This is a genomic window from Bacteroides sp. 1_1_14 (genome assembly GCF_000162515.1).
Classification (GTDB): Bacteria; Bacteroidota; Bacteroidia; order Bacteroidales; family Bacteroidaceae; genus Bacteroides; species Bacteroides thetaiotaomicron.
The window spans coordinates 425,104-440,838 of the sequence record NZ_GG774706.1; the positions used below are offsets into that span (position 1 = coordinate 425,104).

Genomic DNA, 15,735 nt, shown 5'->3' on the forward strand with positions numbered 1-15,735 from the left:
AAAAAAAATAAATATTAGTCTCATACTCTCATTCTATATGAGGTAAATAGCATATAATCAGTGTGATATACAATGAGAGATACTTCTTCTATAAGGTATCTCTCATTGTTTTCTACGCAAAATGCCTTCAATTTAGCTTATCTCTCATCCTTTTTCAAAGCATCTCTCATTCCCTTTCCTTGCGTAAGTAGGTAAAACTGTCTACCTTTTGAGGGTTAATATCTCATATGTCAGTTTCAAATAACAGGTACTTTGTAGCTCGGATACCTTATATCTTTGCCATATCAAGCCTATATACTTATGTTTTCTTACCGACATCTTCATCGTTCCACCCGGGTGAAACGATCGTGTCACTAGAGTGGATAGATCTGTTCACTACAGTGATGAGATCAGATCACTCGGGTGGAACGATGAAGATGTCCTATTAAAAATCTGATAACAATAGGTGAAAAGCACGACAGGATAGGTTCTTTTGCATAAGGGAAAGCGGTATATCTCGTCTATTCCATCATTTCTCTGCCTACAACATTTATGAGCTTTAAGTCATAGTTATCATCGTGGGCATCTTGGAATAATTGCCAGATCATCACGCCGGCATAGTCGTTTTCTTTGATGAACTTACATTTGTTGGCTATAGTAGGGCGGCCGTTATAATAAGTCTTGCCTATATTATCCTTGTCCGCTGCTTCATTTCCAAGATGTTTGAGTATGCCGCTATAGCGGATTCCACGAACGTCATCCACTGCGCCTTGCAGACTTTCCTCCCAGGAATATCCATAAAAAGGAAGTCCTCCCACTATTTTACTTTTGGATGCCCGACATTGTTCATTCCAGTATTTGAGGTCTTTCACAAAGTCATCGTATGAAGCATGCTGGACCGGTTTGTCGGTAAATGCTCCCCGGTCATAACTCATCAGGTTGATATAGTCGAAGTATTGCTCCCATTCGGTTCCGTAATTAAGCCAGCGGCTGTTGACGGCACAGGTCATCAGCATATTTTTCTCTTTTGCCAGGTATAAACCTCTGGCAAAAACCAATAATGAGGGGAAATTCTTATCCCAGTTGTCATATTCCTCATAATCGATGTCGAAGCCGTCCAGTTTATATTCTTTAGTGAATGCAATAATCTGCTGTATCAGTTCTTTTCTGGCTTTCGGATCATTGATGGCGGTAGTGAATTCTCCCGGACTGTTCTTTGCTAAAGATATCAGAATCTTGACATTATGTTTGTGAGCCGTTTCACGTACACTTTCAATTCTCTTCCGGACAGGCTCGATGTTGAGTGTGCCGTCTGCTTTTACTCTTGCAAAGCTGGCATTGATATGCGTCAGATACCTCCATTCTATTGTAGGAAATAAATTTTCAAACTCCCAGTCGTCAAGCGCAAGGTAGCCGATAACTACTTTCTGGGTGACTTCCGGTTGGGGCTGAGGCTGCGGTTGAGGCACATTGGGCACCTGTGGGTTGTTGGTATTAGAAGAGGGTCCGCAACTAGTGAATAAAATGCTTACAGCCGTTAATAATGCGTATAATACATGTTTCATGTTTAATAAGTAAAAAAGATTTAATACCCGAAAACAAATAGAGGAATGAAAGTTTTGAATAGTCTCTATACTTCCATTCCTCCTTCTTTAGAAGTTCCTAAAAACCTTGGCTCCTACCTTAAAACCTATTTATCTAACTTGGTTATTTTTACCCAGTCAATTTCCATGATGGCAGGTAAGTTGGCATCATCGATAGGACCTGCCCATGAGCCCGGTCTGTCTCCTCCTAATCCCATGTTCAGGATGAGATAGAATGAAGAATCTTTTGTGAACGGCCATTGCTTCATTTCTGCTTCATTCTCCAGTTTCAGATTTGAGTAAGAGAAAGTCTCCTGTCCATTGACGAAGAAAGTCAGTTTGTCTTCGCTCCATTCTAAAGCGTAGATGTTCCAATCCTGATAATTGCAAGTTACTTGTGCGGTGTTGGACGGATCTTTGATGTTCAAATCATACGTGTAGTGAGTATGTATCGTATGATGGATCGCGGATTCCTGTTTCACATGTTCCATGATATCGATTTCTCCGCAATTCGGCCATCCGTCATAGATATATTTCTTCGGCATCATCCAGATAGCGGGGAATGCGCCATTGGGGTAACTGGTGATTTTGGCTTTTACTTCCACCCGTCCGAAGGTGAAGTCAAACTTACCTTGCGTTTCGATACCGCCGGCTTTGTATTCATCACCTATTTTTTCGGCTTTCAGTATAAGTCTGCCGTCTTTTACGTAAGCCTGGTCATAACTTTCGGACATTTCGTCGTTCCAGTCGGAGCCTGCTTTCTGGCAGAGTACCCATTTGGTCGGGTCCGGATTGCCGTCCACATCGAACTCGTCCATGAAGAGAACGTCCTTCATGGTGTCGTCAAACTTGGTCAGTACGATAGTATAGGTCGTTGTTTGATTGTCTTCGGTGGTGACGGTCACTGTCTGCTCTTTTTTCCAGTTGTGTACAAATGTTGCCGGGTCCGGTGAGATGGTGGCTCCATCGCTCATTAGCGTATAGTCTACGCCGGTGATGGTATTGGCATCCTCGATCGTACCGATTTCCACTCTGTGGGTTGTCTGGTCTATCTTCCCATGATAATAGGAAGTCGTATTCGCTGACACATTATTTACTGCTACGGCAAAAGCGGTGAGCGGATATTTCTTTTCCGGAGTGATGTAATTGGTCTCATCATCCGAACAGGCAGCAGTGGAAAATCCGATGATTGCCATGTTCAGTATAAGTAATATTTTTCTTTTCATCATACTCTTTTCTTTTTATTGATTTTTGAGTTTGTTAGAAGCGATTGCCTGATTGAGGGAGTTCAGGCAATCACTATCTTTAGAGAATTAGTCTCCCCATACTAGTGGAGCGATGTATTCCCATTTAGTCAGTGTGGCACTGCCGCCGGAAATTGTCATCGAGAAATTACCACCATCTTTGGTATCCGAGAATGGTACTTTGTAAGTATCACTTGTACCGTTAGCGTCTATCACACCGTCGCTGGTTGCTTTTCCTATGACTGTACCGTTGAGAATCCATTCCGAGTAAATCCATGATTGAGTTGGATCATTGGCATCTATAGCTTCGCGTATCTCGAATGATAATACGTTTGGCTTGCTGGTATCTACATCACGGCCGCTGTTCTCATTGTATACGTCACCGTTCCACGGTCTTGTACTTAATTGAGTCCGTTTGTTCAGAATATGGAAGCGAAGTTCTACGTCTCCTCCGTCAAATGCTTTTCCGCTCCAAGAGAAGAAAGTAGTCAGACTGGCGTCGCCAAGCGGTTCCCAATAGAAGCTGTAATGACCCGGCATTAAACCACCCGGTCCGTAGTAAGCACCGCTGATGGATCTGTTTACTTCAGTAACCACAGGTCTTTGTGGATTCGCTTGTTTAATCTTGATTGTCTTCATAAGCGGAGTAGCGCCTTCGGCAGCTTTGGTGCTCAGTACAATAATTCCGGTACGGACAGAAGAGCCTTCGTGTGCGTCTACGTTAATCACGATGTCGGCAGAACCGTCGAATGAAGTCTTTTCGAAGTGATACCAGGTATCATCCGCTTCGTTTTCTTTGGATACTTCCCATTCTGCATTCGATTCTACGTGGATGGTGAGTTGCTGAGCCTGTTCATACATAGCAAACCACTTACCGTTTTCCGGTGTATCTGGTGTCAGCAACACACCGTCTTGTATACATTGTACTTCTCTGGCTATTTTCCCGTGCCGGTCATAGATGGTTACAATACCGGTACGTTGTTCGCCTGTATTCGGTGAAGCGGTGACAGTAATTTCTCCGTTCATTTCGCCCGATGCTCCGGATTGGATGGAGAGCCAAACATCACCGTCTGTTACTTTAGCAGTCCATTTCTGATTGCTGAGTACGCTGAATGTTTCGCTGTTTCCTTCCTGGTCGATCATATCCACGCCTTCTACATTCAGGTAAGCAGTACCTTTCTGGGTCAGAACGAATCTTTTTCCGGTCCAGTAGTCACTTTTAATGTTGAGTGTGTCTATACGGTCGTCCAATTCAGTGTTTTCTTTGCAGGTAACAGTTACGGTGTAGGTCTCACCTGCCTCACCTGTACTGGGTGAGATGGTGTACCAATCATATTTTCCGAATACTTCCCACGGGTCAGTTGACTTGACCTGGAAGGAGACTGGTTCCGGATTTTTCGCTTCAACCAGATAGGAGTCTTCTACTCTATAGCGCAGGTCTACCCATTTCTCTGCTTCACTGTCATCGCAACTCTGCAATAAAGAGAATGCAGGTAGCAATGTAGCGAGAGAAATGCCTGTAATTATTGATTTTCTGATATTTAATCTCATACTCTTGAATTTTAGGGTTCGGTTATTATTCTACTGGTTCCCATGTGATAGACTTCACGGTGAAATTGGAAGCTTTATTTGTGGTATGCATCCTGAAGTATACAGGTGCTCCCGGTTCGGTTGCATAAGGATCGGTTATGTTATTATCTAATACGGCAACCTCAACACCATCAATAATCAGTTTAAGAACTAATGCGTTCGAACCTTCTTCTTTGTTGACAACAAGGAATTCAATCTTCTTCACTACATTCGTTTGTTCCGATGTCCAGGTAAATGTTTTCTGAGTCCAGTTTAAGCCTGAACCTCCACAAGTGAAGTTACTTTCTTTATTTGCGTAGAAATGCAAATGGAAGTTTGTATTTCCTGAGTTGGGCCACATATTAAACTCAATCCAATCTTCTCCGGTTAAATTGATAGATTCGAAATCGAATGCGAGACGTCCTTTTTTGAATAAATAGTTGGTGACTATTCCACTGCCATAGAGTGTCATGTAACCGGTTTCCTCATCCACAACATAGTTATCTGCTCCTCCTTCTTTCCAGAAAGCAGTACCCTGACTGATGTCGAACGTAATGCCGTCAAATCCGTCGATGACTTCTTTGGTCTTCATAATGATGTGGCCGACACGGTTTACCATCAGATTATTAGTCGTTGTTGTCGTTACTTTCAACTCTGTTTCACTCAGTGCCTCAGCTTTCAGCCAATTCTGATATTCCTTAGGAACTTCAACTTTCCATTCTTTGTTTGCGCGAATCAGTACAGTCTTTTCCATACCACTGCCTGTTCCGGGCATGCTGATTGTTGTACTTTCGGGATCTTCTTCCAGTTCAATGATCACTCCATTTTGAGTAATGGTAAAGGTGTATTCTTCAAACTCAGTTTTTACAGTCAGCGTGCCTGCTCTCTTGGCGCCTGCATTGGCAGGCAGCGTCACAGTTACGGTTTCTGCTATGGCATCTTCATTACCTGTACCGGATGTTTTGTCGATATTGGAAAGGAAAGCGGTGGAAGGAATGATTTCCCAAGCTTTGTTGGAAGCAATGGTAAAGGTAATGCTGCCGCCTTCTGTCGGTACCAGTTCATCGTAAGGAACCACCACCAGGTCTTCTTTCGAAGCCTGCTCGATAGTAACTACCTTGGTGCCTTCAACGCCTTCTGCCTTGATAGTCAGTTTGGCTGTACGTGCTTTCTTTCCTGTATTGTTTTCCATTGTCACCACAATCTCCGACACCAATGAACTGGCTGCACTCATCGAAGGAGTCGGCTTGCACCACTGCTGGTCGCTTTCAATCGTCCAGGGAGTGTTGGAGCTGATGTTGAACACTACATTGCTTGGAGAAGTTGCCAAAGCAGTATAAGACTCCAAAGCATCTATCTGGATATTGAGAGGACCTTCCGGCTGTGAGTCGATGTCAAACTCCTGGCATGCTACAAAACTGAATGTGCACAGTGCAAGAATCAGTTGCATTAACGTGTTGCTATATAACTTTTTCATATATCTTTTAAATATTAGATTAGACAATTAATTACCATCCTGTGTTTTGAGGATTTAAGTTTGTATTCTTGTATAGTTCGCTTTGAGGGATCGGATACAGATACATGCAATCTCTCCAGTTACGGGTTTCGTAAAGGTTCTTGTAGAAGTTGAACGTACCGTCCGCCTGTTTCTCGATCTTTACTCCGTATAGTTCCCGCTGGGTAGTATCGGCAATCTTCCATCTCCGTACATCCCAGAAACGATGATCTTCGAAAGCAAACTCTACACGCCATTCATTGTACAGGCGTTCCATGAATTCATCTTTTCCCATGGAAGGAATCAACGGCATATCGGCATTCTTTCTCACTTCATTGATGGCCCACAGAGCAGAATACTTATAAGTCTCATCTGTGTAATTGACATCATTGAAAGCGTTGACCATAGATTCCGCATACGTTAGTAATGTTTCCGCATAGCGGTAAATCACCCAATGATGCTTGCTGACAGCTTCTTTACCCGGTTCAAAGCTAGTAGCTTCCTGAATGTACTTGCGCAGGAAGTATCCTGTCGGTGAACCGCCTTGTGATACGATTCCGTCGTCGGCGCCACCTTTGAAGGTTTCAATGGTGTAGTCTTTAAACGACATTCCGTTGGCAAGAATAGCGCGGTAGAAACGTTTGTCACGATTCTCATAAGGTGATTGCGGGTCAAATGCAGGGTCTTCGCAAACCCATCCTGTGTTTTCTAGGGTTACTTTGTAACCGTTGACTGTCTCGAATGCGTCCACAAGGTTTTGTGATGGGTAATTGCTGTATGGGATAAGACTGGAAGTGCGTGTTCCCGCAGTCATGCGAAGCGGGAGATTAAACATTTCGAAGTCCGAATCATCACCATTGATCCTCATCAGTACAACTTCTTTTGAGTCGAGGTTGTTGGCACTCTCCTGGGGGTCGAGAGAGTAAAGCCCTGTGTTGATAATATCTATTGCTGCTTTGGCAGACTTTTTCCACAATTCGGTATCCATAGAAGGATTATGTAGCTTACTGGCAGCATATAGCAGTGCTTTTGACTTTACTGCCATTGCAAAGCCTTTGGTCACTCTGCCGATTTCTGCTCCCGGTTCGTTTACATAGCTGTCCGGCAAGTTATTGGCAGCGTCGTCGCATTCACTGACAATGAAGCTGATAACTTCGCTGAATGGTGTCTTGCCGATTGTATTGGCTTCCTCTTCAGTCAGTACTTCCAATGGCATGGCGATGTCACCGTAGCGGCGTGCCAGTTCAAAGAAGTAGTGTGCCCGCAGCACTCTGGCTTCGTAAGGGAAATATTTCAGCTGCTTCATCCAGTTTGTATATTGTCCGTCGTGCTCGTAGCGTGTGAAGTCCACTTGGGCAATCTCTGCTATAAAGCTGTTGGCAGCACGTATACCGCGATACAGGGTCCATGAATCGTCATAAGTTTTAATAGGCGACCAGTTACCGTTATTGGTATTCTGGATATTATCTGCATAGGCTCCGAATTCGCCGTCATCACTGGCACAGTCGCGCATGGAATATCTGTCTTCGGTGAAAATTCCGCCGGAGGTCGCAAACAGTTGGTAGCCTTGTGGCATGTATGAGTATACGTGGGTAAGCATTGATTTGCTTGTACCGAAATACTTGTACATGTCTTCTTTTGTCTTCAGGTTGTTCGTTTCATCAAAGTCAAGGTAGTTGCACGAAGCAAAGACCAACGAAGACAAAATGGTTAAGAGTATGTATTTGGTTCTCATAATGTTCATTTGTTACTTTGCATTAAAAATTAAGTTTGATACCTGCCCAATAACTTCTTGTCGACGGATAAGCGATGCCAAGTTGTTCCGGATCGGCAAAATGGATATTGTCTAATGAGAACAGATTGGTGCCTTGTACGAATACTTTCAGGTCGGCAAAGCGAGTCTGCGATTTCGGGAAAGTATAAGCTACCAATAGGTTACGCAGTTTCAGGAATGAACCGTCACGGTACCACAGTGAGCTGGCGCGATAGTTATTCAAGTTTTCTTGAGTAGTCAGTCTCGGCATGGTTGCATTGGTCTTATTCTCCGGTGTCCAGCTTATTTCTTCATTCAGGAATGTATTTGAAATGTTGCCATTGCTTACAAGTGGACTATAAAGCGGACTGTTGAGCAATGAAACAGTGACTCCGGTCATTCCCTGGAAATCAGCGGAAAGCTCCAGTCTCTTGTATGAGAAGTTCAGATTGAATCCGAAATAGAAGCGTGGAACAGATGAACCGAACATTTTCACAACGTCTTTCTCGTCGATGCGGTTGTCACCGTTCTGATCTTTGTATTTCACGTCACCGGGAGCTACGTCCGAGAAGGTTTGTTGCGGACTGTTGTTGATTTCCTGCTGGCTGTTGAAGAAGCCGATAGCTTCCAGGCCGTACATCTGTCCGATACGGTTGCCCTTGGTATACAAGTAGTCGTATTCCTGATATGCCTGATTTACATTGACTACCTCTGTGTTCAGATATGACATGCTTGCGCCAATGCCATAATGGAAATCACCGATCTTATCATTCCAACTCAAAGAAGCATCCAGTCCTTTGTATTTATAGATTCCTTCGTTCACCTGACCTACTGTGATACCGATAATACCGGAAGTAGAATTGGCACCTGACACAAGTATATCCGAACGTTTTTCGTAGAAACCTTCTACTGTTGCATTCAAACGATTATCAAAAGCGGCGAGATCAAATCCGAAAGTCGCTTTCTGTGATTTTTCCGCTACCAGGCCGATAACCGGCAGATCGCCTTCACTGCCACCGGACTGTCCTCCGGCATTCACTCCGAAGTTATAACCGGCACCGCCGCTGCCATAAGACTGACGCCATAGTTCGTGGCTCAGATTGCCGTCCCATCCGGACAGACCGTAAGAGGCGCGAATCTTAAAGAGATTGATCGGTGTCACCTTTTCCATAAATGCTTCGTTGGAAACGATCCATGCAGCGGAAACGGCAGGATAGTTCGAGTATTTGTCTCCGTCGGGCAGGTAAGCTGATCCCGAGCGGTTGAATACGGCATTGAGGCTGTAACGGTTGTCGTAAGTATATGTGGCGTTCACCAGCACAGACTGATTCTTCTGAGAGTTGTTTCTGCCGTTTTTGACAACAGACTGCATATCATAAATCAATGCTCCTCCCACCTGATGTTTGCCAAAAGTGCGGTTATAATCCACCTTTGCCTGGAAATCGCTGCGTAGCATCAGTCTTTCGAAAGGTTGTGTATGTCCCAGTGTTTCGGAGTCTGTACCATAAATGGCAGGAGTTGTCACCAGTGTACCATCGCTGGTGATACTTGCATTGCTGTTCATGTAACGATACTCTTTATTGGTGGTTTCATTCATTCCTCCGATATTATCGAAAGAGACGGATGCTTCGGCTGCCAGCCCTTTGGTCAACGCACTTAAATCCTGACGGATGCTCAGGTCGGCGAGTAATGTTCCGTATACGTTACGGATGTGTCCGTAGTCTTTCAACAGAGCTACCGGATTACCGGTTCCGTACACAGAACTACCTCCATAAATGCCATTCTCATAACGAATGGGGAATGCAGCGGATGGAATGCCATAGATTTTGTTGAAAATAGCGCTGCGTCCATAGCGGGTACCTCTGAATTCTTTCAGTCTGCCTACAATGCCGGCTTTCAGCAATGTGCTTTCCGTCACTTTTACGTCCAGATTGGTACGTACGGTCAGACGTGTGTCTGTAGGTGTAGTGTCGAAACGTGTATCTTCCGTGTTTTTCTTCAACATGGAGCGATCCCGGTAATAGTCAACTACCGTGTAAAAACGGAACTTGTCACTACCTCCGCTGAAAGACATTTTCAGGTTGTGGGTCAATCCTGTGTTGTTCAGCGTTTCATTCCACCAGTCTACATTCGGATAGTCATACGGATAGATTCCTGTCCGGAAAGCATCCAGTTCCTGTGCATTGTAGCGTGCAGGCAGACCGTCTCCGCTTAATGCGGTGTTAAGAGCGTTCGCATACGTATAGGCATCTGCGAAGTCCGGAGAACGGAATTGGGTATTGACACCGAAATTATAGTCCACATTTACCTTCAGACCATTGCTTATTCCGCGTTTAGTCGTAATCAGTACTACTCCATTCGCACCACGCATACCGTAGAGAGCAGCGGCTGCCGCATCTTTCAGAACGTAGCATGATTCGATTTCCATCGAAGTGATGTCACTGATATCACGTGGGAAACCATCAATTAATACTAGCGGGGCATTTCCGTGTATAGAGAGGGTGGATACGTTATCGGCTGACGAGCCTGTACCCTGATATACATTCAGACCTGCCACTTTTCCATACAAAGCTTTGCTGATATCTATGTACGGGGATTTTTCGAATGCGGAAGCATTGACTCCGTTGATAGAGTAACTGCTGGTCTGGGAAGATACGTTCATCTGGTAGCCGATGCTCAGTGTATCTGCCAGCTGCATTTCCGAAGCAGCTTTCGATGTCTGTGCATTCAGGGATACCGAACCTCCCAGGAGCAGAGTGATTAATATATAATTTATTTTATTCATTGTTCAAACGATATTAGTTAACGTGTCATTTACCAGCCCGGGTTTTGGGTCATTCCATATTGCTTGTTGATTTCCTCCTGAGGAATCGGAGCCAGATACCACTTGGTATCCCAGTTGGTAGCCCAGTAATGGTCTCCCAGTTCGATCTTCTCGAAGGTGAACTCAGTCGGATTGTTCAGGTCGTTACCTCTGCTTCTGAGTCCGTACAACTTCTTCTTGAAGTCGCTCTGACGGTCTCTGCGAACGAGGTCGAACCAGCGTACTTCTTCAAATCCTAATTCGAGTGCTCTTTCTCTCAGTACTGCTTCGAGGAACTGATCGTGATTCATCGTCTTGGAAAGTTCCGGCAGACCTACTCTCTTTCGTACATCGTTTACCATTTTGTAAGCCTCGTCGGTAGGGCGTCCGTTGACTTCGTTGAGTACTTCCGCATATCCCAGCATGATTTCCGCCAGACGGGTGTGTGACCATTGTACCGGACCTTCGCGATCGTTGTTTTCCTGTAAGATGTACTTCATGATCAGGAATCCGCTACCGTCTTTGTAGTCGGCATGGTTGATATAAACAGGAGCTGTTGTTCCGTTGCAGTAGGTGTCTCCGGGACAAGCTACATTTTCATACAGACGTGGGTCGCGGGTGGGCACCATTTCGCCTTTTGTAAAGAACGGTTGCTTGGAGGGTGACTTCCAGTCGAAATTTGCCGGAAAATCAGTTCCGTCTTCCCACGGAAACATATCTACATAGTTCAATGTAGGGCCGCTGTAATAACGTTGGCCGATAAAGCTGCTGTGAACATCGGAGCCATATCCTTGACGGGTAGAGATTAATATTTCTGTTCCGCCGCGGTTGTAGTAGGCCTGACGATAGGCCAGACGTCTTGCCCGGTGCGTCTCTTCCGTAGGTTGAATCAGTTCGTATTCGTGCCGTTTTTGTAATTCTGTGAAAAAGGCTGCGCCTGCTTCGGCGGCATCTTTCCATCGTTGGTCGCTGTAATTTCCGTAACAGGTATATTCGTCTGCTTCCGGATGCCATTTAGTGTTTGAGTTGAAAGTCGGACTGGCTGCCCATTGCAATACCTTGAACTTTAATGCCATCGCTCCTGCCAGGGTCATACGTCCGTCATCTGCTTTCTCGGCTTTCCAGGCCAGATTGGAGTTGATGGCTTCGTTGAGCAATCCTACGATCTTCTCTACCGTTTCGGCAAAAGTGATACGGGGGAAATTCATTGTCTCGTTTACGTCTACATAGTGGTCCAGCCATGTCACACCGCCTACATATCTCAGCATTTCGAAATAGCAGAGGGAGATCAAAACTTTGGCTTCCGCGATCCGCTCGCTTTTCTCGCTGGCTGTCATGTCGGGCACTTTTTCTACGTTCTCAATGTACAACCAGGCATAACGGATTGTAGTCCAGTCGGATTTGCTTCCATAACGGTAAGCGGAATTTTTGGGAACATTGTTGGCGCTGAGTGCTCCGTTGTAATAGAGCTTGACAGGACCGTCACTGATATTATCACGGAAACTATAACATAAGTCTGTGATTGATTCAAGTATGTTCACACCCAATTTGTAGTCAGAGCCGGTCGGTAGCCCATAAGGTAATCCGGTATATGCTTTGGTCAGCACCTTTTCGGCATTTATTTTCGAAGAGAACATTTCTTCGGTAGTCGCTCCGGAACTCTCAGGCTGGTCGCCCAGAAATTTATCCCCGAAGCTGATTTCAGAACAGGAGGAGGCTATCAGTACGCAACCCAATGCTATTCCGAGTCCTTTTATTATTCTATTCATACAGTCGTTTTTTAGAAGTTAAGATTTAAACCGAAGCTATATACTTTGATCAGCGGATAATCTCCGAATCGGTTAGGATCACTTTCCGGATCAAGATATTTAAGCGGTGAGAAGGTCAGCAGGTTGTAGCCGCTGAAGTTTAATCCGAGTGAGCTGAGGCCCAGTTTCTTCAGGAATTTCTTTCCGGTGATGGTATAACCGAAGCTCAGGCTCTTCAAGCGGAGATAGGAAGCATCCACCAACCAGAGGGTAGAGGGTTCGGAGTTCCAGCTTTCCGATTCTTCCGACGGACGCGGATAAGTAGCTCCCAGTTGGTTTTCCGGAGTCCAGCAACCGTCGTAGAAGTAGGTCAGCAAACCACGCTTTCCGGCATTCGTATAAGGGATACGGTATTCGATGTCATACATTCTGTTAACGTTCTTGGAACCCACCCATTGCATGGTGAAGTTGAATCCTTTCCAGTCGAATCCCATGTTCATACCGAAAACGTATTCCGGACGGGTAGCATAACCTGCTACGCTCTTGTCATTACCGTCCACGATGTGGTCTCCGTTGAGGTCGGCGTACATGGCGTCACCCGGATATACCTTCTGATAAGGCTGAGGCAGTTCCGGCTTTAAGGTCAGTTCGCCGTCGGCTCCGGTGATGAAGTCGCTGTACTGATAGAGACGGATGTAGTTGTATACTCCGGTCTGGCGTCCGGTAGAGCCACCGGTCTGGTTCATATAAGAGAATTGCTTGGGCACTTCGTCCATATAGAGGATTTTGTTGCGTGCGAAAGAGACGTTGGCATCCACATTATAGGTGAAATCCTTTCCGATCTTATCGCGCCAGCCGAGAGAAACTTCGTAACCGTGGTTGTCTACCTTACCAATGTTCAGGTTAGGCAGTGCAGTTGCGATGATGCTTGGGGTCGATTCCGGAGAGATCAGAATACCTGTGCGGTGTTCGATAAAGTAGTCGAAGGTAGCGGACAGGCGGCTGTTGAAGAACTTAAGATCAATACCGTAGTTCTGCTTGTCGGCTGTTTCCCAGGTTACTGCCGGGTTACCCATACGTGAGATGGCTGCTGCCGATTGGGAAATCGGATTGTCCACACCGAAGCTGTAACTGCCCGATGATCCCCATACGGCAGGCATGTACATAAAGCGTGAGTCTACTCCCTTGTCGTTACCTACACGTCCCCAGGATGCTCTGAGTTTTAGGTAGTCTACGATTTTTTGGTTTTCCATAAACTTCTCGGCAGTTGCGATCCATCCGGCAGAGAAGGAAGGGAATACACCGAAACGTGTGCTGCCCGGAGCAAAGTTCTCCGAACCGTTGTAGCCGACGTTTACGTCGAGCAGATATTTACTTTGATAGGCATAAGTAGCACGTCCTACCAATCCTACGTAGTTACGGGGCAGATAAGTGTAGCTGTCCGGATAATAGTTACGCGACTGATTGTAAAGGAACAGACCGGATATTCTGTGGTCGCCGAATGTACGGTCATAGTTGATACGTCCTTCCAGATACCAGTTCTGTCCGCGTCCGCTGCTTTCCGAGTAAGTGAGCGGAGTATCGCTGCCGCTGGGTACATAGATAAGTGATTTATCGTAGTCGGGATCGGTCTGTGACATCGTACCGTTGGTGTCAAAGTATGATTTGTAGTACACAGTCTGCGCTTCGATGGCGCCTCCCGTACGTACTTTTTCCAGTTTGAATTTATTGTCGTAAGCACCTTTCACGGAAACGCTCAGTCCCGGAGTGATAAAGTCCAGTTTCTGTGTGATGTCCAAATCCAGATTCAATGTCGTGTCATACGTTTGATTGTAACCTTGTCCGTAGAATACGAACATACCGTCACGCATCACTTCTCCCAGCGGAACCATATCTTTAGGAATCAGTGTACGTACTCCGTTGATAAATCCCGGTCCGGCAAACGGATGTGACCAGATCTGTGCGATTACCCAGGGGTTTTGGTCTTCTCCTGTACCCGAAACGACGCTGCGCGGTTCCTGTATCTTACCTAAAACACCACCGACACCGAGTTTCATCGAAGTGGTCTTGGTCAGATTGGCATCGATATTGGCGCGGTAGTTATAGCGGTTGTAACGATAGTTATTGTCGTACATTTGTCCGGGAAGTTCTTTCAGAAGTCCGTTCTGATAAGTATAACCTACTGAGATGAAGTATCGTACATTATCGCTACCACCGGAGATATTTAGGTTGTTCTGGCTTTGAAGATAGATATTATTAAAAATATACTTCTTCCAGTCCATACTGGGATACATGATGGGGTCTGAGCCGGTGCGATAGGCTTCTACCTGTTCCGGAGTGAAGTATAACTTAGGATTCGTAACGTGGTCCATCTCCTGCTTCATATTCCAGAAGCGTGCGAACTCGTAACTTCCGGTCTGCTCTACCAGTGAGATGGGCTGTTGCAGACCCAGTTTGGTGCTGGCGGAAATCTGCGTTTTGCCTGCTTTACCTCTTCGGGTGGTGATCAATACAACGCCATTAGCACCTCTTACTCCGAATACAGCGGTGGAAGAGGCGTCTTTCAATACTGAAATACTTTCGATTTCGTTCGGGTCGATTTGTGAAAACTCACGTTCTATTCCGTCTACTAAAACCAGGGGCTTGGATTGTGAATCATTTAATGAACCGACACCACGTACGTAGATGGCAGCAGCATCTTTACCTGGTTGTCCGGTAGTCTGTACGGAAGATACACCCGGCAATGCTCCTGCGAGGAGGTTCGTGATACTTGTTGCCGGAGATTTGATCAGCTCTTTGTTGTCAATGGAGGAGACGGCACTGGTAAGCATGCGCTTGTCCTGATTACCGTAGGCGATAGCTACAACTTCCACTTCACCGAGGTTCTGTGCATCTTCTTTTAAGGAAACATTGATGATTGTCCTGTCTCCGACCACGATCTCCTGGGTTACATACCCGATAAAGGAAATGTTCAATACGGATTTTTTGTTTGGGGCGACGATCGTAAAGTTACCGTCAAAGTCTGTGATTGTCCCAATGCTCGTGCCTTTCACAGTCACATTAGCTCCGGGAACGCCTTCTTTGAGTGTTTCATCCGTTACTCTACCCTTAATTGTGATACCTTCCGGGGGCAAGGCATACATCAACGGTATGAATAAAAGAAACGTAACAAGAAAGCAGAATCTTAAATTGAGCGCGTTTCTCATACTGTTTAATTTGATAGGTTAATAATATATTTAGTTTATAGTTAGGTCAACCGGGTTGGGGGTGACTTTTATTCTCTTTATTCTCTCTTCAGTTTCTAAATATATCCTTTGCTTATGTGCAATAAGGTTAACTTCATTTATCTTTTAATGATGATGCAAAATTAGGGGTGATGTGAAAAATGGACGTGCAATATTCACCAAATTAGGTGCACAAATAGCTAGAAACACTATCTGTAACAAATGGGTAGACCTTGATACAAAATTATAGACGGAATGGAAAAGGAGGCTTTGTAAGGAACAATAAAAAAGCCCATCCTGTTATGTTGCACATAGGCAATAACAGGATGGGCATCTG

At 45.2% G+C, this 15,735-nt stretch carries 8 protein-coding genes; all 8 read right to left on the reverse strand.

Features of this window, described 5'->3' with window-relative positions:
* Window positions 1-500: 500 nt before the first annotated feature.
* The 8 genes from HMPREF9007_RS11030 to HMPREF9007_RS10995 all read right to left on the reverse strand — a co-directional run bounded on the left by HMPREF9007_RS11030 (window position 501) and on the right by HMPREF9007_RS10995 (window position 15,380).
* On the reverse strand, window positions 501-1,544 hold the full coding sequence (locus tag HMPREF9007_RS11030; protein ID WP_008761938.1) for a glycosyl hydrolase family 18 protein: 1,044 nt from the start codon (window positions 1,542-1,544) through the stop codon (window positions 501-503).
* A gap of 125 nt (window positions 1,545-1,669) precedes the next feature.
* Complete coding sequence (locus HMPREF9007_RS11025; RefSeq protein ID WP_225629642.1) at window positions 1,670-2,791, reverse strand: DUF4971 domain-containing protein; 1,122 nt, start codon at window positions 2,789-2,791, stop codon at window positions 1,670-1,672.
* Window positions 2,792-2,875: 84 nt separating this feature from the next.
* Window positions 2,876-4,357 (reverse strand): BACON domain-containing protein, encoded by a 1,482-nt coding sequence (locus HMPREF9007_RS11020; RefSeq protein ID WP_008761940.1) that lies wholly within the window; start codon window positions 4,355-4,357, stop codon window positions 2,876-2,878.
* A 25-nt stretch (window positions 4,358-4,382) separates the two neighbouring features.
* The gene (locus HMPREF9007_RS11015) at window positions 4,383-5,852 is read right to left on the reverse strand and encodes a BACON domain-containing protein (protein ID WP_008761941.1); all 1,470 of its coding nucleotides are present in this window, start codon (window positions 5,850-5,852) and stop codon (window positions 4,383-4,385) included.
* A 31-nt stretch (window positions 5,853-5,883) separates the two neighbouring features.
* Window positions 5,884-7,605 carry a RagB/SusD family nutrient uptake outer membrane protein gene (locus HMPREF9007_RS11010; protein WP_008761942.1) on the reverse strand — a complete coding sequence of 574 codons (1,722 nt, stop codon included), beginning with the start codon at window positions 7,603-7,605 and terminating at the stop codon, window positions 5,884-5,886.
* A gap of 22 nt (window positions 7,606-7,627) precedes the next feature.
* Window positions 7,628-10,408 carry a SusC/RagA family TonB-linked outer membrane protein gene (locus HMPREF9007_RS11005; protein WP_008761943.1) on the reverse strand — a complete coding sequence of 927 codons (2,781 nt, stop codon included), beginning with the start codon at window positions 10,406-10,408 and terminating at the stop codon, window positions 7,628-7,630.
* Between the two features lie 29 nt (window positions 10,409-10,437).
* A complete protein-coding gene (locus HMPREF9007_RS11000) occupies window positions 10,438-12,195 on the reverse strand; it encodes a RagB/SusD family nutrient uptake outer membrane protein (protein WP_008761944.1) in 1,758 nt (585 codons plus the stop codon).
* 11 nt (window positions 12,196-12,206) lie between these two features.
* A complete protein-coding gene (locus HMPREF9007_RS10995; protein WP_008761945.1) occupies window positions 12,207-15,380 on the reverse strand; it encodes a TonB-dependent receptor in 3,174 nt (1,057 codons plus the stop codon).
* Window positions 15,381-15,735 lie beyond the last annotated feature (355 nt).